The 22,348-nt window shown below is 38.1% G+C and carries 13 protein-coding genes and 1 tRNA gene; 9 read left to right on the top strand and 5 right to left on the bottom strand.

What is annotated here, in order from left to right:
• On the top strand, window positions 1-387 hold a 387-nt coding region (locus KPL72_RS19955), incomplete at its 5' end, for a helix-turn-helix domain-containing protein (protein WP_249422368.1).
• Window positions 388-499: 112 nt separating this feature from the next.
• Here KPL72_RS19955 and KPL72_RS19960 read toward each other — a convergent pair.
• A complete protein-coding gene (locus KPL72_RS19960) occupies window positions 500-5,581 on the bottom strand; it encodes a HEAT repeat domain-containing protein (protein WP_219704203.1) in 5,082 nt (1,693 codons plus the stop codon).
• Between the two features lie 199 nt (window positions 5,582-5,780).
• On the opposite strand from KPL72_RS19960, the gene KPL72_RS19965 reads away from it, so the two are divergent.
• Window positions 5,781-7,322 carry a competence protein CoiA family protein gene (locus tag KPL72_RS19965; protein WP_219704204.1) on the top strand — a complete coding sequence of 514 codons (1,542 nt, stop codon included), beginning with the start codon at window positions 5,781-5,783 and terminating at the stop codon, window positions 7,320-7,322.
• Between the two features lie 220 nt (window positions 7,323-7,542).
• Here KPL72_RS19965 and gmtX read toward each other — a convergent pair whose 3' ends face one another.
• From gmtX to KPL72_RS19980, 3 genes are read right to left on the bottom strand one after another with little or no spacing between them, the layout of a single operon-like run.
• Window positions 7,543-8,220: a gamma-mobile-trio protein GmtX gene (gmtX, locus tag KPL72_RS19970; protein ID WP_219704205.1), complete on the bottom strand. Its 678-nt coding sequence runs from the start codon at window positions 8,218-8,220 to the stop codon at window positions 7,543-7,545.
• A gap of 1 nt (window position 8,221) precedes the next feature.
• Entirely contained in the window at window positions 8,222-11,146 is a 2,925-nt protein-coding gene (locus KPL72_RS19975; RefSeq protein ID WP_219704206.1) for a VPA1269 family protein, read from the bottom strand.
• 9 nt (window positions 11,147-11,155) lie between these two features.
• Window positions 11,156-12,619 (bottom strand): site-specific integrase, encoded by a 1,464-nt coding sequence (locus KPL72_RS19980; RefSeq protein ID WP_219704207.1) that lies wholly within the window; start codon window positions 12,617-12,619, stop codon window positions 11,156-11,158.
• Between the two features lie 361 nt (window positions 12,620-12,980).
• Between KPL72_RS19980 and tig the strand changes: the two genes are divergently transcribed.
• The 7 genes from tig to KPL72_RS20015 all read left to right on the top strand — a co-directional run bounded on the left by tig (window position 12,981) and on the right by KPL72_RS20015 (window position 21,300).
• Window positions 12,981-14,306, top strand: a complete 1,326-nt coding sequence (gene tig, locus KPL72_RS19985; RefSeq protein ID WP_219704208.1) for a trigger factor — start codon at window positions 12,981-12,983, stop codon at window positions 14,304-14,306.
• Between the two features lie 74 nt (window positions 14,307-14,380).
• The gene (gene clpP / locus KPL72_RS19990; protein WP_212918473.1) at window positions 14,381-15,013 is read left to right on the top strand and encodes an ATP-dependent Clp endopeptidase proteolytic subunit ClpP; all 633 of its coding nucleotides are present in this window, start codon (window positions 14,381-14,383) and stop codon (window positions 15,011-15,013) included.
• Window positions 15,014-15,029: 16 nt separating this feature from the next.
• Window positions 15,030-16,310 carry an ATP-dependent protease ATP-binding subunit ClpX gene (clpX, locus tag KPL72_RS19995; protein ID WP_212918474.1) on the top strand — a complete coding sequence of 427 codons (1,281 nt, stop codon included), beginning with the start codon at window positions 15,030-15,032 and terminating at the stop codon, window positions 16,308-16,310.
• A 213-nt stretch (window positions 16,311-16,523) separates the two neighbouring features.
• Entirely contained in the window at window positions 16,524-18,917 is a 2,394-nt protein-coding gene (gene lon / locus KPL72_RS20000; protein WP_219704209.1) for an endopeptidase La, read from the top strand.
• A gap of 126 nt (window positions 18,918-19,043) precedes the next feature.
• The gene (locus tag KPL72_RS20005; RefSeq protein ID WP_012069435.1) at window positions 19,044-19,316 is read left to right on the top strand and encodes an HU family DNA-binding protein; all 273 of its coding nucleotides are present in this window, start codon (window positions 19,044-19,046) and stop codon (window positions 19,314-19,316) included.
• Window positions 19,317-19,323: 7 nt separating this feature from the next.
• Window positions 19,324-19,400: transfer RNA gene (locus KPL72_RS20010), tRNA-Asp, on the top strand.
• Window positions 19,401-19,476: 76 nt separating this feature from the next.
• Window positions 19,477-21,300, top strand: coding sequence for a SurA N-terminal domain-containing protein (locus KPL72_RS20015; protein ID WP_219704210.1), 1,824 nt, complete (start codon window positions 19,477-19,479; stop codon window positions 21,298-21,300).
• 99 nt (window positions 21,301-21,399) lie between these two features.
• Here the strand turns inward: KPL72_RS20015 and KPL72_RS20020 are convergent, their stop codons facing one another.
• Window positions 21,400-22,323, bottom strand: coding sequence for a Dyp-type peroxidase (locus KPL72_RS20020; RefSeq protein ID WP_346729538.1), 924 nt, complete (start codon window positions 22,321-22,323; stop codon window positions 21,400-21,402).
• Between the last annotated feature and the right edge of the window lie 25 nt (window positions 22,324-22,348).

Below are 22,348 nucleotides of genomic sequence, written 5' to 3' on the forward strand. Positions count from 1 at the left end.
GAAACTATTTTGTCAGATAACCCAATACCACGGCGACTTAAACAAGCCCGCAATAAAATCGGCATTTCCCAGAAAGAGCTTGGGATAAAAATCGGTATGGACGAAAGCTCTGCCAGCGGCCGTATGAACCACTATGAAAAGGGACGACATGTTCCTGATGTCGAGACTTTGAGAAAAATTGCTCAAGAACTCAATGTCCCGCTGAACTACTTTTTGTGTGAGGATGACCTAAGTGCTGAATTGGCGTGCTTGATTTCCCGCCTGGACGATACTTCCAAGAAAGCATTAATCACCGAACTGGAGAAGATGGAAGACTTAGAGTTGGAAAAAATTGTAGAACAGCGTAAAGACTCACATGAGATTGCTATAGATATTAAAGACTTGTAACTATTTTTGTCTTCTCTTGCTGTTTTAGGATAACTCGGTTACGCAATCTGTTATTAGCTGTAAGATTGCCAAAAATTTGTAAATGCACAAACTGGTATTATGTTCGCTGTAATCATGTCTCCAATAATTGTGAAAATAGTCGATCTGCTGCAGTGTCAAGTTTATCAACTTCTTCTACATAGAAATGCTCCCAATTTTCAGCTTTGAATAATCGGGATTCTATTAAAATGTAAGAGCGTGGATCTCGTTCTAGAACACGTACAATATCATCAGCATGAAACCAACTTATTTGAGTCTTTAAAACTTGTTCTAATAGATGCATCCAATCACTTATTTTATCGAATCGTGGATGTTCTGTAAGGTGCCGGAAACCACGCCAAAGCGAAGTATTCATATCATGTTGTGAAATAGCCGACTGCTTATCAAAACGCCATGACCATCGGTAAAGAAGACCGTTTAGGACAGGATCAATCTCTGGTGTATTAACCTTGAGGGTTAACTTGCAAAGCTCTTCGAACAACTTATCTGTCCCTGAAGCAACATACCGCATCAATGTAGGGGTTATGCGTGTATCAATATGTTGTTGAAGGTATTTATAAACATCTGGGTCACACAAAAACTCAATTAGGACATCTTCATATTTTGAGAGTTCTTCATAGAAACGCGAACTATCGTCCATGACACATAAGCACATCAAATATTTTTTAACAAAATCTTTAGACCAACGTTCGGCCATTAGTTTATTTAACCAAGGAATAGTTAGACCAAAGCTATTTGCAGCAGCAACAGCTGGTCGTATAAAGATACCTAGAGATGTGTCCGAACCTGTCATTGTTGTTCTATTTGATGCGACTACATGACCTTTAGATTTAAATCTAATCATTGGGATATATGTTTCTATACCTTGACGGTTGTCATTCACTGGGTCTGATAATCGAATAAGATGTTCACATTGCTCTGATGATATGTTTTTAAACACCAAAGGTGCTGATAGTTCAAAATTGGCAATATTACCTGACAATGCTCGAACTGCATCATCATATGTAATGTATGTGTTAGATGGAATTTCTTGATGCTCAGGAGCTGTGGTTGGCTTAACATTCTGTATAGGAACTTTTTTACCGTTCATTTCGTCGATAACACGATTTAACAACCCACTTCCTTGACACGGTGAGGCATCAACCAAACTGCGTAAATAACTAACATCTACGTCTCCAGCTCGTCTAAGTTCTATTAAGCACTTCATTGAAATCCAAATGTGTTTAGTTTTTGCTAGCTCTTGTTCAATCAGCTTAGGCTGCCTACAAAGACGCAATGAGCGAAGAATTGCGCTTTTTAATAGTGGAATATTCACCTCATTGAAAACGTGATTAGGTGCTTCTTTGTTTGTTGGAAACCCATGAAAGGACAATCGAGTATATAACCAATCTGCTGCATTAGTTCCAGACGGAAACCCTTCATTGGATCCTAGCTCTCCCTCAGGTTTTTTAAGCAGTTCTGCAAAAAAGCCAATAAAATATTTTTTCCCCTTTTCGAATACGCGTAATAAAAACAGTCTATCTTCTGAAAGAACAGATGATATAAGGCTATGGCATCTGAGGTTTGCACTTTGATCAATTGTTAGGGGTGAGTCTTCTTCCATAATGACCGACACTATTTGATCTAAAGCAGCGTTATAAGGCAATCTGCCTGCCGCTAAAATAGCAGAACGTCGTAACTGCCAATTTTGCTGAGGATCAATTGCGATTCTAACAAGCTCATCTGCATTATCTACATCACGTAAGCGCATAATTAAGATGGACTGCCACAGTTTAATTGCAGAAGACTTAACTTTACTTTGTATATCTAAAGCCGAGTTTGTTCCTGACGCTACAATTGCTGCGGCTATTAGTACTGCTAATTCTTCTTGTTTCTCGTTTTCAAAAGCTGCTACTAAAGCAGGTAAAGCTTTGCGAGAGCGCTTTTTAGACAGACATAGCACCGCACTCTTACGAATCTCTGGATTTGAGTGAATCAAAGCGCGAGTTAGCATTTGTGTGGCCGACGAATTAGGTAGTTCCCCCAATTTTGTAAGTGGAAGTATAGCTAAGTGAACACCTTTTGAGTCCATAGTAGCTAAGTGCTTTTCTAAGAGCTCAATAGCCTCTAGGAAAGGGCTAAAATGACATATCATCAGAAACATAAAATCCCAAGCTTTTCTCTCGCTGATATTCATATCTACTAACTTAAAGTGTTTATAAATAGAGCTAAGGTCTTCGCCAGAATACGCCAATATGGAAAGCGCAGTAAATCGTTCCCCAGGAGTAGAATTAAGGTCGAATAGCTGAGTTTGGTAACTACTAGAGTCAAAAAAGGCAGGTTGAAGTACGGGTAGTAGAGTAGCAAAGCTACGAATATTAGCTTTCCTAGTGGTAATTGATTCAATCAAGTTGAAAAGCGATGGTTCAGCAAGAAAAAACAAAACTCGGATTGCATTTTCTAAAACAATCTCTTCATGACTGTCATCTGTAAGAATTTCGATACAATGTTTACGTAAAACTTTTCTTAAAGGCCAAATCATACCTGTAAGATCTCCAAGTAACACTGACTTCGAAATAAGCATGAAAGACACCTCTGCTCGAGGTATTGCAGCCAAAAGCTCCACGGTATCCTGAAAGTTTTCTATATATAAAGTAAATTCACGAGCTGAGCGATTTTTATCTGTTATGTGAGATTCTTGTTGAGTAACCATAAACTTAAATACGGCACTCAAAGCTTCTCTATGGCGAGCTCGTAGCAATATTTTTATTAAAATGTTTTTTGTGTGAGATGAACAACTATTGAAAAACTTAATAGTTGCAGAGTTGATGACACAGCCTTTGCGCATTACTGCAACATCTAACCAGCCTAATGCCGATTTAGCTTGTGTGTCGTCAACTGCACTATTGATTGAGAAGACAATAAGGGTATGTAGCTGATTTTGATCAAATTCTAGTATTGCTTCAACAATGGCAGATGACCATTGATAATCAGAAAAATAACGCTGAGGCTGTGAGTAAATAACATTAAAAAGTTTACTTACTTCAATAGGCTCATCCAAATCCTTAATAATGTTGGCGAGCAAAAAAATATGCTCAATTTTTTTATTGTTAGAAATAGTTCTAATTAGCTCTTCGATGGATATTAAATTTTGGCGTGTAATGTAAGAGTAAATCGCTAACCACTGGTTTCCACTGAGAAATAGGTTACGAGCACGCTCTTGTGCTTCAACAAATTTACCAGCTTTCTCAAGGTGAAAGATTTCAGTTGTTGTCATTTCCTTTGAGCCATACCACGCTGCAAGTACTAAGTGTGTAGAGTTACGCATATCTTTTGCAATCATACCTTCTAGGCCAGCGCGTACAGTCTCATGCATTTCGAATGTATTATTATCATAGCTGCTAAGCAAGCCTTGTGAGAGTAATTCACGAATCCCCATGCCTATATTTTCATCTGGAAAAATATCCTCAGCATCTTTGCGCTGAAAAGGTAAGGCAAAACAAATAAGTTTTATCGCTGCGCTTTGAGCTCCATCGCTAATGAGGCTAAATCGCTTTTGCTCGGCGTAAGCCAACATATCCTCAGCTGGTTTATCTGCAATATCTCTCATAGATTGTATAGATTTAGATCTAGCAAGTGACTGTGCTAACTTAGCAAATAGTCCTGAGGCTTTTCCTACAGTGACTCTTTCATATATATCTATGAGAGCTGTCCAATCAAGATGAGAATTGGGATGATAATACTTAGCTAGTTTTGTAAATTCTTCAAAATTAAAGCCGCGAATGTCTAATCTACTAATTTCATGCTCTTCTTTTTCTAGAGACGTCATTTCCCTAAGTGCACTTTCTTGACCAAATACAGCCACACGGACAGTACGAGGTGAAAGAGCCCTGATAAAAATAGCTAGATCTCTCGCAAAAGCTGTACTGCAAGTACCTTCCACTAAGTCAATAAGGAACAATACTTCACAGGGCATAATTGAGTAAGATCTAGCAAGCTTCACCAGCAACTCTTCTTCAGTCTGGTTATTTGTAATTGCCACACTGAAGGGATCTACAATGCCTTGTCGACGTAAGTGAAATGCAATACCACTAAGTACATCCCGTAAACAAATATCAGACCGAACCTCGGCGTAATATACCAAACGTTCTGGATTTACAAGTCGAGATCTTTCTGCAATTTCTGATGTAAGTGTTGTTTTTCCGGACCCAGAAATACCAATGGCTTCAATAGCCTTACCTGTCCAACCTTTAGTAAAACGTTCCACAATATCTCGTCTAGCTACATGGTCTGAATCTAGAGCTGATTGTTTTTTGATTGGAATCATTTGCGGCCAAACGCATCGTAACTCAATTTCTAGTTCTACTTGACCAAACGATCGTCCAGCCTGTTTTGATATATCATTAATAAATCCTCTTAGGTTCCGAAATAGCGTATTTTTTATCACAGATTCTTGAAGAGAGTAGCGAGCAATCAACTTGTCATAAACTCGTTGAGAGACGTCTTGCTCGGAGCCATAGGTTTGTCTAATTTCAATTCTTGTTAATATATTAGGTAAAATGTTGTGTAGCTCAGTTAACTTAGTTGAATATAAAGTACTAAAACTATCAGAAACACCTAAGCTTCTAATGAAATTAGGGTATTCAGTCTGCAATGTTGATATGGCTTTTTCCGGAACAGACGATAAATTCGAGGGGATTTTCCAATTTTGGATCTTAATTTGTAATTTTGAATCTAAGCTAATTGCATCAGAAGCATAGTTTTTTGCTAAGCAGTGTATTACTTCCCAGTAAAGTTGTGGCACTTGGGTAGGTGCATCATCTGAATTAATAAGCGAAGGAATGGAATTTTCAAATACATCACCAACTACCCAAACGAGATGATGTCCATTTCCCGATAAATTTGTTATGGCATTAGGGAGTAATTTTTTAACCGTTGATGATAATGTCCATGGCTTGGGATTGAGATTTCCATCATTTTTTTCTGTTGGCTTTTTTATCTGAAAATACTGTCGATGCTCAGTAGCCCCTTCCGTCCATGATAAATCTAAGTCTTCTATGCCTTCTGGTCTTGCTTGTGCCGATGGTCCACGCCTATCGAAATGTTCGAATAAAATATCGAGGATGACTGTTGCCTGATAGTCAAATCCCTTAATCGCGCTAATCCCACCTGACATAAATTTTCTCCTTAAAAAAACATTATAACTTTATAACTAATCTATAAAAGTAATCTCATAAAAGGCTAGTTGACTTTATCGATAAAAGGCTGCCTCCAGTATAGACTCTGTGTTTGGTTTTTAATTAAGTCATTTTTTGGGGTTGATCTTAAGTGTTGAAATGTAATCTACTCTAGTTAAATGTAAATAATGGCACAGTTTGGAAAAATCAAAATGGCAGGGAAAAATATTGCTTGAATACGCTTTAGATAAAAATAGCAAAGAAACTCGACATATAGGTGACGTTGCTAATGGTCTCGAGTGTCTTTGTATCTGCCCTGTTTGTGGTGACGATCTAGTTGCAAAAAATCACACCAACAGTATAACCCGGCATTTTTCTCATCACACCAAAAACGAAAGTAGTAATTGTAAAATGACGCAATTGCACATTGGAGCTCAGCACTTTTTTCGGACTTCTGAGCAATATTTACTCCCAAAAGTTGCCTTCATTTATAAGGGAGATCAACTGACGGAAGAATCTGTTTACTCAAAAGTTGTGAAGGGTGAGTTAGAATCACGGATCGGAAGCTATTCCGCGGATGTCTGGCTTGAAACTGACCTTGCTGCGATAGCAATTGAAGTGTGTGTAACTCATAAAAATCAAATAAAAAAGACACTTTATTATCGAGAGCATCGAATTCCTGCTATCGAGTATGATCTTAGTGGTTATGTTGATTGTCCTATTAATGAAGCACTTGAAGATTTGAAGGCTAACAAGGTGCCATATAGATGGCTATATGAGTGGTGTCGAGAAGCCATGATAAGTAGACACAATGAAAAATTGCATCAGAAGCGGCTGTTTATTAAAAAAAAGATGAGTCTAAAGGCGAAAAAAATGATGCTGGATAACTCTCTTTATTTGCCAAAGCTGTCTTTACCATATGAGTATGAAAAAGATGGAGAGAGAGTCTCTCAATATATTGATGTTTATAACGGTGGGATTTGTCATTTCGATATAGTTATTAATGAAGTGAAGTCAAAAGATCATCTGATTTTTAAAGGTATGTATAAGAATAAGTTTATATGGGTAGTATATCTGTTAGAGGATCGTGTACCTAGAGAGATTTCTTATTTGGATGGTAGTGTCGTGCTCCATAGAATTAATAAATTAGACGAAATTTACAGCGAATGGTTCAAGTATCCAGAGTTAAAAAAACGACTACCGGAAAAAATACGGCTAGAAAAATTACACAGTGCAGCCCTTAAGCATGCTAAAGAGCTTGCCTTTATCTATGTTAAATCCAATGAGTTATTAAGCAGGCGCGACATCTCGCGCTGGGAAAAATGGATGATCAAGAGCAATTGCTATGTCACAACAGACAGTAAACAGACTATGCCATTACCAGCCATCTTTTCCTTGAAAAACTCAACATTGTCGCTATGGGTATTCAATACGTGGGATGTCCTTACATTGTGTTGTTTAGCCCAATTAGTAGATAAAAAGCCGATACAGACCATGATCTCATATACAGATATGTTTAATGAGTTAGCTGATGAGATTGGAGTGCACGAAGATTATGTAGATATCGAGAGGAATGTAATATTGGGCCGGCTAACCGAGCTAGAAAGTGACCTTGTGGACAAAGCAGAAATTATTGGGTCTGCGCTATCTATTTTCGAGAGTCGAATGGTTATAAAGTACGAAAAGGAAGGTTTTAAGAGAATATCGTCATTGATGGCGCTGTTAAAAATCCGGAGATAATGAAATTAGGGCAAAATATACTCTAGTTAGCAACAGCTTTGAGCTTATATAACTAAGCAAATACGAAGCTAATTTCGAGAAATATTAGCAGTAAACTACGCATAATGTAAATTAGCTAATAAGCGCTTACTTTTTAATAGTACATTTATTTCAGCTCCTAAAAGTATAAAATTTAGTTTTGTGATTGATATTAGGGATGTATTCTAATTTTTTAATGTCGTTAATTAAGTCTCTTATTAGATTTGATGATTTTTTCAAGTGCTTCTTGAAGCCCGCCAGGCAGAAGCCTACTGCCTGATTTGATATTTCTTTTAGCAATTAAAGCTCCATTAGCATCAAACCCAATTTCGTGTGTACCTTTGAGCAGTTCATCTATCAGGTCTACTTCATATGAATTAATCAAGTTTTCTTCTATCAGATTAGTAAGTGAATTTTGACCTATTTTTGATGATGAATGAATTGATGGTAATTCTTTTATTTCTCTAATCATTTTATTTTGATTTCTCAGTGCTATAACTTCAGCATAAAGAAGATTAATCCTATATCGTAAAACTGGGTCTAGTATTTTTTTAAGATCTTCATCATTTATGATGTCATCCTCTGTAAATCGTGTTTTAACTTTAGATCTGTTTAAACGTGAGTATTCCATCCATAAATTATAGAGTTCACGATATGGGTTACCACCTTCTCTTTGGTTATAGAAGGATCTTTCAGATATTTTAATATTATTATTTGTCATCTGTGAAACTACTAATGGGATGGAGAGGTCAGCTTTTTTTTTGGTTAATTCATCACATACTTCATTTAATATATTCAGCTTGTGCTTCACTTTTTCAGTTTTTTGACTAAAACAAAGACTCTCTAGAGTTGCTTTTATTTGCTCTTTAATTGTATGCATTTTATTTTCCCAACTTTATAAGTGGAATATCTCCACCAGTGATTTTTTTAATATTAGAGGTCAATTCTTTTGCAGTAAAACCCAAATTAGGAAGTTTAAGGTGTCCTTGCTCTAATTGTTTTAGTTCAAAGTCATTTAAATTGTTGGCTAAGAATTCCGATGCTGCATTGTGAGCTGTTATCTTTTGATTTTCTGTTAATGGCAAAAAAGATATCGGAGTGACACCTGCATCGAATATAAACTGATCTATCAATTTATTTCGTTCCATTTGAAGGCTTTCATCAAAAATATGAGAGTAAACGCTTGAAGATCTAACTAAAAGGTCTAGCATTCTGAAATTTGATGTTTCAATATAATTTTGATTATTTAATTCATTCTGATCAGAGATAAATATAGGTGATTTATCTGTTGATTTAACTTCTGATAATGTATTTATTTTTTGAATTAGATTGTGCGTTTTATGAATGTCATTAAATATTTTATCTAATTTCTTTGTCTTAAAATCAAGGAGCGCCTCTTCTTTTTTTATATCTACCTTTAAGCTTTTTGGTATTGCTTCTGGTCCCGAAGATTTAGCCAGTTTATAGCGTTCATTTTGTAGATCATAAAGTATATCTTTAGTTTTGGTTACACTTTCACTTTCTTTTTTGGAATCTTCTAAAAGTTTATTTCCTTTTAGCCATAGTGGAATTAACCAAGGTGCACCAGTGATAAAATGCCTACAATTCAAGCAATCTCCTGCTTCAACTGAGCCATATATTGCGCTAAAACCTGATTTATTTGTTTTGATTTTTCTAATTAGTTGTCCTCCATCAGAGCAGCGAGTTCCAGAATAAGGGCATATTCCAATGGCATTTGTTTCAAAAATTGAATCTTTATTTTCCATAGTACTGAAGAAAGAGTCATCATTATTAGTAACCGTATATTTTAAAGCATCTTCATAGGATGTGCTTTTAAGCCAGTTTGCATAATCACCTTGCTGGTTATCTTCTAATTTCTTCTGGGCACCATTCAAAATGTCATTGATTTTAGCAGGGTTAAATTTGATGTAATGTAAAGTCATTATGATTGATGTATGGCCCGCTACTATTTTACTAAGGATTTCTATTGGTACACCATTTTCGATTAAAGAAGTAAGGCCTGCAGCTCTGAGTCCATGAGGTGTAAAAATTGATGTTTCTGGTTGACCTGTTTTACTCCATTTTGTAATGATTTTTTGATATTCACCAACTTCCTTTAGTCTATTTTCAAGTTCAGCCATTAACTCGAACCAAAATTTAAAAAGAATACTTTCACTTGGTGGTTCATCGCTAGTATTAAAGCTACTTTCAGGGTTTCTGAATAGATAAAACCTGTCAGGGATTTGATTTGAGACAACCTTACCTGTTTTAGTACTAAATACTGAAGAGGATATATCTGCATATTTTTTGGGTTTTGTGACAGGGTTATATTTTTCTTGCCAATCTCTTAATTCATTAGCAAGCTTTATTACTTCGGAATTAGACCACGGTATTATGTATCCAGAGTTTTCTCCGAAGCCAGTTCCTATGTCGGCTGTTTTGTTTGTATTTATATATAATGCTGGTATTCCTATTCCTTGGGAATAAATTTTATTTATAAATCCTCTTTCAGTTCTCTTTGATTTAACTCTTTTCCAATAGCATGCATGAGGACCTTCGTTGGCAAGCCAATTACCCGATATGTGGTCAAATTTTTCTGAATCTCCTTCTCCGGAATCAAGACAAATGACTTGGATCTTCCTTAGCGGTAATTCAAGCATTATAAGATATGTATAGGTCAGTATTGGATTCCACATATCTACAAATTCATTTTTTTCGTTATCATATCTTTCAAAAAATTGGTTTTTTAGAGATTTTGGCCATGCAAAATTATCTTCCTTAAGAATTTGTTTGCAGAGAAGAATCCATTTAGTGGGCATTATCCTTTTTGGCGTTTCTATTGGTCTTTTACTAGTTTCCTTAAACATTCTATTCAAGGATATCACTTCACTTTGACTGAAAAGTTGATAGCCCATAACAGCGATATCCCCATCATCTTCATTAATATCGGCTAAATTTTCAAAAATGAACCAATCAATGTACTGCTGAATATAATTAATCGTTTTTTTAATTTTTTCTTTTGGTATTCCAGATGTTTTTAGGTGTTCGTAAAACGATGGGCGATCATAGCTTGAAGCGAAAAGTATCGGCTCATGAACTACTTTGCTTGTTTGATCATGTGCAAAAAGAAAATCCAAAAATATCCGAAATGACTGAAAGTAATCTTTCGTACTTTTAGTACCTAGTGTTTCAACCCATAGTTGAAAATTAAAGAGCCATTCATTGAATTGAGGGTAAATGAGATTAGTACTGTTTATATCGACAATATTCCTCTTCATTCTAATGACTTTTGGTATTTTTCTATAGTGTGCACTTTTATTTATTGAATCAAGTGTAGCCGCAATTTTTCGGTATGCATATAAAGAAGATTTTGATATTTCTTGGTATGGTTTTTTTCTACGCCCTCGAAAATTTAAGTCTACATCCTTCCATATTTCTAGTGTGATATCTTCTAATTTTCTTACATCATATATGATTGATAAAAAGTACAAAATTTTTTTAGTGGAAGGACCATAAATATTTTCATATCTATCACTTATTAATCTATTTTTTAAAGAATATGAATGAAATTGATCAGAAATAAATAATTCGGCTATGTCTTTTTGGACTTTTTTCTTTAAAGTGAGGCTAAGTTTTTGATATGCTAAAACAAGCTCAAAAATTGGAAGTGCTTTTTGATTTTTAGCTCGAGCTTTGAGTATTCTAATTGCCTTTTTGTGTTTTTCAGGTATACCATAAGAATCTAGGATGCATCTAGCTATTTCTTCATCATTCAGATTTTCATATATGAAAACTTCATTATTCATGATGCCTCCTTAATTTGGGGTTAGTAAGTCAAGGCCTGGGTTTGTATTTGCAATACGAGATTTTGCATCTTCAAGTATTGAAGCTATTTTCGCCATTTTGGGTTCTGTATAAATCTTTTGTGAAAATACAGATCTTTGATGTAATACGTTTTGTATAACTTTTTGATCTACTCCCGCATCTGAAAGTTCTTGACCTGAAAAATGTCTCATTCCATGAGGAGAAGTGCCACTATACTTTCCTCTTGGTATGGTTATTCCCAGTTTTTTTTCTAGTCTGTCATAGGCTCTTGATAAAGCTTTGTTATACGCATTAATAGAATAAGGCTCTCCTTGATTTTTTGAGTCATTTAGTACAAAAAGAAATGGATGATCTTCTAGCCCTTTTGCTCTACGTATTCTCATAAGTGACTCTCTGTAGCGCATATATTTGAAATACATATCTCTAAATAAAGACTCAGCACTTTCATGAATAAACCAAACTAATGCTGACTTTGTTTCATCAAGTTTAAGGTCTTTCCAGCCCGCGTGATAGCTGTTGGTATTTGAATCGTCGTTTCGTGGAAGTATTCCTCGTTCAGCTAAATATTGACGTCTTGTTTTTATGTATTCTCCATCTATAAAAGTAAGTGCTTCTGAAGGATGGCGTAGTAATGTAATACATGATCCATTATGTTTTGGAACAATGTCATTAAACCAGAGATGACATGGCTCACTAACTCTTAGAGCTCCAAATAATAGGAGGAGGGTGTACATTTTTGCAGTTATATCTTCTCCAGTTTGTGTAACAAATCCTTGAGTTATGAGTGGAACAATAAGGTGGCTTGGAAATATTTTTCCTTCTGCTGATTTAATGTGTCCTGTCGGGTCTTTGCCAAGATAAATTAGATTAGAATCTTCTCTATTTTTAATTCTATTTTGTAACGATTGAGTATTTATTACATGCGATAATATGGATTTAGATTTAATTAGTTGGGCTTCATAGATGAAGCGAAGAGTATTTTGTTGATTAATTTTTGATATATTTCTTGCTACTTTACCTTCAATTATGCCTTCAATAACACACCACTCAATGAAATTTTTGAGTGAGGATATGACTTTCTTTGTTAAATTGTTTCCTGCCGGCGGCCAGTAAAGCTTTAGTTTGTCTTCATTTGAATTAGGGTTAATTGTTCCATTCTGGTAAGCGATGGCAAAATGCCTAATTATTTTTCTCTTTTCCGAAAACATATCAATATCTGGATAAGCTTCATTGAATGCTCTGCAATAATCAAAGAACAAGCCTACTGATCTTGAGACGTTTCTCTTCCATGATAGGGAACGGCCATAAAAGTGCGTGTGATAATCAATTAGAGCTCTAAAGAGAACAGTTTTTTTATCTTCTTTTATGTAAAGAGCAGGTACTACAAAGTTATGAATTCCCTCTACTGTTTGAATCAAAACAACATGATATTTACCTGTAGCCGAACTTTCCATAGAGAACCTTTTCGAAATTGATTTTTTTTTGGTAATTTTTGGTAATTATTGCAGTGGGTTTGAGCAGAAATCAAGCATAAAGACTCAATTGACTTAAACAGGTTGATTTGGGTGTTGATGTGTTTATAATATGCCGCTAGTTATTATTACTTGTAAGTCTTGGTAAGTAACGGTTAGGGTTCTAAAAGAGCAACCGCCTTCTAAGCGGTAGGTCACTGGTTCGAATCCAGTACGGAGCACCATTTTCAGTCCATTACTTTAATTAAATTATTATTTAGGTTTTGTTGGCTGTAATTGAATAGATGTCTTGTTAATAACGAGATTGCCAACAAATTAAAGCAGGTTCCCGAGAGGAAGTTTTATGCAAGTTTCTGTAGAGACAACGTCTCCAATTGAGCGCGTTCTAACAATTAGTGTTCCAGCTGCTCGTGTTGACGAAAAAGTAAATTCTGAAGTGGCTAAAACAGCGAAAACAATCCGTATTGATGGTTTTCGTAAAGGTAAAGTGCCTGTTAGTGTTGTGAAGAAACGTTACGGCCAAGGTATTCGTCTTGATGCTGTTGAGCAAATTATGCGTGATGCGTACGTTGAAGCGATTCAGAAAGAATCTATTCAACCTGCAGGCATGCCTTCAATTGAACCTAAGAACTTTGCTGAAGGCGCTGATCTTGAGTTCGTTGTAAAAGTAGAAGTTTATCCAGAAGTTACACTAGCTGATAACTCTGCGATCAAAGTTGACCGTGTTGTATCTGAAGTAACTGATGCAGATGTTGATGTGATGTTGGAAACTTTGCGTAAGCAAAATTCTGAATGGTCTGCTGTTGAGCGCGCATCTGCGGACGGCGATCAAGTAACAATTGATTTTGTTGGTTATCTAGGTGATGAGGCTTTCGACGGCGGTGCTGCTGAAGGTCACAAATTGGTTTTGGGTTCCAATACCATGATCCCAGGTTTTGAATCTGGTATCCTAGGTGCTAAAGCTGGCGAAGAGCGCACTATTGAAGTGACTTTCCCAGAAGATTACCAAGCTGAAAACTTGAAAGGTAAAGAGGCGGCTTTTAAAATTACCGTTTCTGAAGTTGCTGAGCAAATTCTTCCAGAGCTAGATGATGCTTTTGTTGAGAAATTTGGTCTAGAAGAAGCGACTGTTGCAGCTTTGCGCGCAGAAGTGCGTAAGAACATGGAGCGTGAGCTAAATCAAGCAATTAAGTCAAAGCTTAAGAATGCTTTATTTGAAGGTTTGTCTTCAATCAACGAAGTTGAAGTACCTTCAGCTCTTGTTGACCAAGAAGTTGATGCACTGCGCAAACAAGCTGCTCAGCAGTTTGGTGGCCAAGGTTTTGATGCATCTCAGTTGCCTGCTGAATTGTTCCAAGAAGAAGCGAAAAAACGTGCGAAGTTAGGTTTGTTGATTTCTGAAGTTATCAAGAAAGATGACTTGAAGGTTGATAATGACCGTGTTCGTTCTTTCTTAGAAGATATGGCTCAAGCTTACCAAGAGCCACAGCAAGTTATTGATTTTTACTTAAAGAACAAAGAACAATTAGCTCAAGTTCAATCTGCTGTACTTGAAGAGCAAGTTGTTGATAAACTGTTAGAATCTGCTCAGGTTACTGAAGTAACTTTGGGATATGAAGACGCTATCAAGCCAAATGCCCAAGCTGAAGAGGCTGGGGAAGAAGCATAAGACAAGTCTTATCTTTTTTAATAAGGTCGACATAGCGCTTGCTATGTCGACTTTTTTGTTTTAAGGAATGCGATATGAATTTGATGAACCCGACTACTGGTCCTGTTGCAATTACAAGTAATGGTCTTGTCCCAATGGTTATTGAGCAGACCGCTCGTGGAGAAAGGTCATTTGATATTTACTCGCGCTTACTTAAGGAGCGAGTGATTTTTTTGGTTGGTCAAGTTGAAGACCACATGGCCAACTTGGTTGTGGCTCAGTTGCTATTTTTAGAGTCTGAAAACCCAGATAAAGATATTCATTTGTATATTAACTCTCCAGGTGGATCGGTTACTGCAGGCATGTCTATCTATGATACTATGCAGTTTATTAAGCCAGATGTTAGTACCATGTGTATTGGCCAAGCGGCGAGCATGGGGGCTTTGTTATTAACAGCTGGTGCGGCAGGTAAGCGTTATTGTCTGCCAAATTCACGAGTTATGATTCATCAGCCGTTGGGCGGTTATCAGGGGCAAGCTTCTGACATTGAGATTCATACACGTGAAATTTTAAGTATCAAACATAAATTGAATGAAATTATTTCTTTTCATACTGGCAAGCCAATTGAGCAAGTTGCTATTGATACGGATCGTGATAACTTCATGAATCCGCAAACAGCAAAAGACTACGGTTTGATTGATGATATCTTGCAGAAACGAACAGTTTAAGAAAAGGGTGGAATAAATGTCGGATGATAATTTTAGCCGTGGCGACCACTCCGATCGGTTATTGTATTGCTCTTTTTGTGGAAAGAGCCAAGACGAAGTAAAAAAACTTATTGCAGGGCCTTCTGTCTATATTTGTAATGAGTGTGTGGACTTGTGTAATAACATTATTACGCAAGAGCTATCTCAGATTTCTGAAGATGGTGAGTCTGCTGATGAATTGCCAACGCCATCAAAATTGAGTGCGGCGCTGGACGATTATGTTATTGGTCAGGACAAAGCGAAACGTGTTTTAGCTGTGGCGGTTTATAACCACTACAAGCGTTTGCGTCACCAAGGCAAAACGGACACTAGTATTGAGTTGGGTAAGAGTAATATCTTGCTAATTGGTCCAACTGGTAGTGGTAAGACGCTGCTTGCACAGACGCTTGCTCGTGTTCTGGATGTGCCGTTTACGATTGCTGATGCAACTACATTAACAGAGGCTGGATATGTTGGTGAAGATGTCGAGAACATCATTCAGAAACTATTGCAGAACTGTGACTACGATGTAGAAAAAGCGCAACGTGGTATTGTTTATATTGATGAAATAGACAAAATTTCTAGAAAGTCTGATAACCCATCTATTACACGTGATGTGTCTGGTGAGGGTGTTCAGCAGGCATTGCTAAAACTCATTGAGGGTACCGTTGCATCTGTTCCTCCACAAGGTGGGCGTAAGCATCCTCAGCAAGAATTTTTGCAGGTCGATACATCGAATATTTTGTTTATTTGTGGTGGTGCGTTTGCAGGTTTGGAGCGTGTTATTAGCGATAGAACAGAAAAAAGTAGTATTGGTTTTTCTGCAACAGTGAAGAGCAAAGAAGAAGGCCGATCTTTTTCTGAGGCGGTTCACCGTGTAGAAACGGAAGATTTAGTTAAATTCGGTTTGATTCCAGAATTTGTTGGTCGTTTGCCTGTTGTGGCAACACTTTCAGAGTTGGATGAAGAAGCCTTGATGACGATCTTGAGTCAGCCTAAAAATGCGCTTGTTAAGCAATATCAGCACTTGTTTGAACTTGAAGGTGTTGAGTTAGAGTTCACTCCTGAGTCTTTACGTGAAGCGGCTAAGTTAGCTTTAGAGCGTAAAACGGGTGCTCGAGGTTTGCGGAGTATTTTAGAGTCTGCTTTATTGGATTGTATGTACGAGCTTCCAACTCGTAATGATGTAGTGAAAGTTGTTATGGACGCTACTTCAATTCGTGGTGAATCTGCGCCTTTAATGGTGCTAGAAAAAGAAGAGTTGGCTAAAAACGCTTAATTCTTTAAAGCTCGACAAATAAATATAAAGCCGAATTTAAGTTTTATTACTTAAATTCGGCTTTTTTTATGATGTTTCGCTTTAAAACACTGTGTAGACTAAATTCAAATAGTGATGGCGCTTGTAATTTCAGGCTTCGCCCTTATCTCTTTCCTAATCAATGTTGAAATATAAAAGTGCGCTTTTCTTTATGTGCCCGGATTGGAAAAAAATATGACAGATTCTTTGCTCCTGCCAATGTTGCCACTTCGTGATGTGGTTGTGTATCCCCATATGGTGCTGCCGTTATTTGTTGGTCGCGCTAAATCCATAGCGGCATTAGAGTCTGCTATGGAAAATGATAAACAGGTGTTTCTTGTTGCTCAGCAAGATGCTTCCAAAGATGATCCAGCTCTAGAGGATCTTTACTCTATTGGTACAACTGCAAAAGTTATGCAGTTGCTGCGCTTACCTGATGGAACGGTTAAGGTTCTTGTTGAAGGCGGTAAGCGTGCTCGCCTTGAGAAAATGGAAGACGCGGATGGTTTTGTTTTAGGTCGTATCGTCGAGCTTGATCTTCAAATAGAGGATCAAACCGAGCATGGTGTTATTCGTAACGCTCTAATTAAGCAGTTAGATGAATATGTAGCAGGTAGTAAGCGTATTCCTGCAGAAGTTGTGGCTTCCCTAAAATCTATCGATGATCTTGCTAAGCTGATCGATAATATTACGGGTCATATGAGCCTCAAGCTTGAAGATAAGCAAAAAGTATTAGAAATAGATTCCTTAACGGGTCGTGGAGAATATTTGATTGGCTTAATGGATGGCGAGCTTGATATCGCACATCTCGAAAAAAGCATTCGTAGTCGCGTTAAAAAACAAATGGAAAAAAGTCAGCGTGAGTACTACCTGAATGAGCAAATGAAAGCCATTCAGAAAGAGCTTGGCGATATGGAAGATGGCAGTAACGAGTTAGATCAGCTGCAAGAAAAAATTGCCGAAGTTGGCATGTCTGACGAGGCAAAGGAAAAAGCTGAAGGTGAGTTGAAAAAGCTTCGCATGATGTCGCCTATGTCTGCAGAAGCGGCGGTTGTGCGAGGTTATATTGATTGGCTGACGTCTTTGCCTTGGAAAAAACGCAGTAAAGTTCGCAATGACTTGGCTTATGCTGAAAAAATCTTGAACCAAGATCATTATGGTCTTCAAGATGTCAAGGAGCGTATTCTTGAGTTTCTTGCTGTGCAGCAGCGAGTGAAAAAAGTAAAAGGTCCCGTGCTTTGTTTGGTTGGGCCACCAGGTGTAGGTAAAACGTCACTTGGTCAGTCTATTGCGAAAGCGGTTAATCGTCAGTATGTACGCATGGCGCTTGGTGGTGTTCGTGATGAGGCTGAGATACGAGGTCATCGTCGTACTTATATTGGTTCTATGCCGGGTAAGTTATTGCAGAAGTTGGCGAAAGTAAAAGTTAAAAATCCACTATTTTTGTTAGATGAAATTGACAAAATGGGGATGGATCAGCGTGGCGATCCAGCATCTGCGCTTTTGGAAGTTCTTGATCCAGAACAAAACCATACTTTTAATGATCATTATCTTGAAGTGGATTTCGATCTGTCTGATGTTATGTTTATTTGTACCTCTAATAGTATGAATATCCCTGGTCCACTTCTGGATCGTATGGAAGTTATTCGAATTCCGGGTTACACCGAAGATGAGAAGTTGAATATCGCGAAGCGCTACTTATTGCCTAAGCAAATTAAGTTATCAGGCCTTAAAGAAAGTGAAATTAAGGTAACAGATGATGCCTTGATGGATGTAATCCGCTACTACACGAAAGAGGCTGGTGTTCGTGGTTTAGAGCGCGAGCTAAGTAAAATTTGTCGTCGTGTAGTCAAAAAACAGGCGTTAAGTAGTAATAAAGAATCAAAAGCTGTTGAAGTAATAAGTGCTAATTTGGAAGATTTTTCCGGTGTGCATAAATTTAGTTACGGAAAAGCAGAAGAAAAAAATCAAATTGGTCAGGTTACGGGATTGGCTTGGACGTCGGTTGGTGGTGAATTATTGACCATCGAAGCGGCTGGTGTGCCGGGTAAGGGTCGTCATGTTAAGACGGGTTCGCTTGGTGATGTGATGCAAGAATCTATTCAAGCAGCGTTGACAGTGGTCAGAAGTCGAGCAACTGGTCTTGGTATTGATGAGGATTTTCATGAAAAAACAGACCTTCACTTGCATGTGCCCGAAGGTGCAACACCTAAAGATGGTCCGAGTGCAGGTGTTGCTATGTGTACGGCCATCGTGTCTGTGCTAACTAAGATCCCTGTTAAGGCCTCTGTGGCGATGACTGGCGAGATTACGCTGCGTGGGGAGGTGCTACCTATAGGTGGGCTTAAAGAGAAGCTTCTTGCGGCTCACAGAGGTGGAATAAAAACTGTGATTATTCCTCAAGAAAATGCTCGTGATTTGAAGGAAATTCCTGATAATATCAAGGCAGACATTGAGGTCATCCCTGTAAAATGGATTGATGAAGTACTGGATATCGCCTTAGAGTACATTCCTTCACCAAAAAAGGTAGAAACATTGCCTTCAAGTGAAAAAACTGTTGATGAACAAGAAACTGTAAGTCATCATTAAAGGCATATCCTGTGTTGACAGGGAGTAGGCTGGGCTTGTATAACTGCTCGCTCGGCCTTGTCGGTAGGCATTTATACTGCGCCGAAAAATTATTAAGGAACCACGAAAATACTGAAGGGGTACAACGTGAACAAATCTGAATTGATTGATGCTATTGCAGCGTCTGCTGATTTATCTAAAGCTTCTGCTAGCAACGCACTTGACGCTACATTAAAAGCAATTGAAGCGGCTTTGGCAAAAGGTGACCAGGTTACACTAGTTGGTTTTGGTACTTTTGCAGTTAAAGAACGTGCGGCACGTACAGGCCGTAATCCTCAAACTGGTGAGGAAATCCAAATTAAAGCAGCGAAGGTTCCTGGTTTTAAAGCCGGTAAAGGTCTAAAAGACGCTGTAAACTAATGTTTTTGGAGCAGTAGTTCAGTTGGTTAGAATACCTGCCTGTCACGCAGGGGGTCGCGGGTTCGAGTCCCGTCTGTTCCGCCATTAGACACAAAAGGTGTATTCCAAGCGGAATACACCTTTTTTATTTGTCATTCAATTAACTCATTTGGAGGCAGTAATGCTCCAGGATATCAGAGATAAGTCACAAGGCATTGTGGTAAAGATCATAGTTGGTTTTATCGTTGTGACTTTTGCTCTATTTGGCGTAGACGCCTTGGTTACTAGCTTTAATTCATCAGATACCGTTGCTGAAGTGGATGGGGTAGATATTACCCGTACGCAAATGTTGCAAGGTGCTGAAACTCAACGCCGTCAATTAATTTCTATGATGGGTGGGCAAGTTAATCCTGCATTACTGGAAGACAACTTATTGCAGCGTCGTGCTTTAGATGAGTTGGTTCAGCGTGTTGTATTAGCTAATCAGGCAAAAGGTCTGGGATTAGGCGTTTCTGACGCTCAAGTGAATGCCTATTTGTTACAGGCTGAGCAATTCCAAACTAACGGTCAGTTTGATCAAAACAAATACCTTAACTTTATTCGTTCTCTTGGTTTTACTCCGCTCGCCTTTAAAGAGCGTATTAAGCAAGATGTTTTAATTCAGCAGCCTCGTAATGCGATTGCTGGTTCTGAGTTTGTTTTGCCTTATCAGGTAGACAGCGTTTCTAAATTGCAGGCTCAAGAAAGAACTTATGATTATGTTTCTTTCTCATTGGCTGATGAATCAGAAAATACCAGTGTGTCAGATGATGAGCTACAAGCGTATTACGAAGCTAATAAAGAGAACTTCAAGACGCCAGAGCAAGTCAAAGTAAATTACGTTGTGATTTCAAGCTCTGATTTTAAGAAGAAGGTAAAAGTTACGGATGCCGAATTGCAGGACGCTTACCAAGCTTCTATTTCGGCACTCGCACAAGAAGAGAGATCAGCGTCACATATTTTGATTGATACATCGGATCGCAGTGATGCGGATGCTCAAAAGCGTCTTGAAGAAGTTCAGGCTAAGCTAAAATCTGGTGCTAAGTTTGCGGATTTAGCGGCTGAATACTCTGATGATATTGGCTCTAAGAACGATGGCGGTAATTTAGGTTATGTCGAAAAAGGCACAATAGATCAAGCTTTTGACGATGCGCTGTTTTCTATGAAAAAAGGTGAGGTTAAGTCTGTTAAGACTCAGTTTGGTTACCATCTAATTGAATTGGATGATATTACTAAGCCTGATGTTCCTAGCTTTGCTTCTAGAAAATCTGAACTAGAGCAACAATTGCTTGAAAGTAAAGCAAGAGATGCTCTATTGACGGCTCATGAAGATATTACTGATTTGGCCTATGCCAGCGATAAGCTAGATGCTCTCGCAAAAGAATATGGCGTTGATGTACTTCAAAGTGCGTATTTTAGTCGTGATGGTGGTTCTGACGAAGTGACTAGTAATCCAGCAGTTATCGCTGCAGCCTTTGGTACTCCTGTATTGGAAGACGGTCAGAACAGTAATTTGGTTGAATTGAGTGATGACCAGGTAGTTGTGCTGCATTTGAATGACCATAAACCAGAAGCTTTCCAGTCTTATGAAGAAACGAAAGAACAGGTCGCTTCGATTGTTGTTCAAAATAAAGCGGTAGAGTCACTGCGCGCTAAAGCTGAAAAAGCGAAGAGTGCAAGTGCTACCAAGTGGACTTCTGTGAAAGATGCTAAGCGCGGTCAAGATGAAATGACATCATTGGCTTTCTCTTTGCCTCACCCAGATGGTAAACCTGTTATTGAAGTGAAAGGTCTTTCTAATGGTGATTTGGCTTTGATTCGCTTAAATAAAGTTGATGTGGGTAATGCGACTGTTCCTGAAGATCAGAAACTGGCTTATGAGCGTTACTTGAATCAGACTCAAGCAACTCTTAGCTCTCAAGGTCAGCAAGACTACTTAAAGAATAAAGCAAAAATAGAAAGATAGACTGTTATTTTGCTCACAAAAAAGCCACTCAATGTTGAGTGGCTTTTTTGTTTGCTTGAATTTTCTAACTAAAAAGTCTAACTAGCAAAAGTTTTTTGTTTATTTGCTGTTAGAAAGGGATGTTAGCCATTGGTTTGATGGGATAAAGAAGGCTTGTCCTGTTGTTGCACGAGTATACTTCATGAGGTGGTCGGTGTTGCCATTCTCGTCACCTTTTACCATGCTTTCCAGCATTAGATTAAAAATTACTGGTGTCTTGCTATAGCTGGCAAACATAAGGCCTTTTTCTGTCAAAGAGGCAAATGGCATGCTGTGGCGCAAGATTTCCATCGAGTTGCCATTTTCATCTTTAAGCGAAGTACGCTTGGTATGAGCATGGACAGATTTTTCTGCTGAAGGGTATTCTTGGTTGGTATGTTTGGTTCGTCCAAATATATCCTCTTGAGTTTTTAGGTCTTCTTTTTCCCATTTATCTAAGTCATGAACGAAACGCATTAAATTGAAGTAGGAGCCGTATTCAAAGCTTGGATCTTCATCGCCTACTAGAGCAACTGCCTTGCGCTGCTCGCCCGCAGGGTTTTCAGTGCCATCCACAAATCCAGTCAAATCACGATTATCTAGATACTTAAAGCAACTGACTTCTTCAACTAACGTGACGCTGCTTCCAAATGCTTTAAAAAGAATATTAGCTAACTGGTAGCTTGCATCATGGCGAGATGAGCGAATGTGAAGAACAAGATCAACGTCTGTTGGTGTGAACTCAATGTCTTTGCCTGCGACATGAGGGAAGGTGGCAAGAAGTTTCGGACGCTTGCTGTCTAGCTCATCCCATATAAGGCTGCTAAGGCCAATGGCAGTGTGTAGATCTGCTGCTGGGAACTGTAATTGCAGTTCTTCAATAAGCGCAGGAGCAGCCGCTAGGGCGTTTTTAAGGTTGTTGATTTCTGATCTATTTACATTGAATGTAATAAAAAGGGCATCACTTGAGGCTTCGGCAACAATGCCAGATTGAAATGGTGTCATCATGTTGGTCCTTTTTGGAAAGAGC

Origin of the sequence: Marinomonas lutimaris, assembly GCF_019426345.1 — a bacterium.
Lineage (GTDB): Bacteria > Pseudomonadota > Gammaproteobacteria > Pseudomonadales > Marinomonadaceae > Marinomonas > Marinomonas lutimaris.

What these genes read in the sequence shown, in the direction of transcription:
- KPL72_RS19960 (WP_219704203.1), bottom strand. Translation starts at nt 5,581, where the DNA reads ATGTCAGGTGGGATTAGCGCGATTAAGGGATTTGACTATCAGGCAACA.
- gmtX (WP_219704205.1), bottom strand. Translation starts at nt 8,220, where the DNA reads ATGCATACAATTAAAGAGCAAATAAAAGCAACTCTAGAGAGTCTTTGT.
- KPL72_RS19975 (WP_219704206.1), bottom strand. Translation starts at nt 11,146, where the DNA reads ATGAATAATGAAGTTTTCATATATGAAAATCTGAATGATGAAGAAATA.
- KPL72_RS19980 (WP_219704207.1), bottom strand. Translation starts at nt 12,619, where the DNA reads ATGGAAAGTTCGGCTACAGGTAAATATCATGTTGTTTTGATTCAAACA.
- tig (WP_219704208.1), top strand. Translation starts at nt 12,981, where the DNA reads ATGCAAGTTTCTGTAGAGACAACGTCTCCAATTGAGCGCGTTCTAACA.
- clpP (WP_212918473.1), top strand. Translation starts at nt 14,381, where the DNA reads ATGAATTTGATGAACCCGACTACTGGTCCTGTTGCAATTACAAGTAAT.
- clpX (WP_212918474.1), top strand. Translation starts at nt 15,030, where the DNA reads ATGTCGGATGATAATTTTAGCCGTGGCGACCACTCCGATCGGTTATTG.
- lon (WP_219704209.1), top strand. Translation starts at nt 16,524, where the DNA reads ATGACAGATTCTTTGCTCCTGCCAATGTTGCCACTTCGTGATGTGGTT.
- KPL72_RS20015 (WP_219704210.1), top strand. Translation starts at nt 19,477, where the DNA reads ATGCTCCAGGATATCAGAGATAAGTCACAAGGCATTGTGGTAAAGATC.
- KPL72_RS20020 (WP_346729538.1), bottom strand. Translation starts at nt 22,323, where the DNA reads ATGACACCATTTCAATCTGGCATTGTTGCCGAAGCCTCAAGTGATGCC.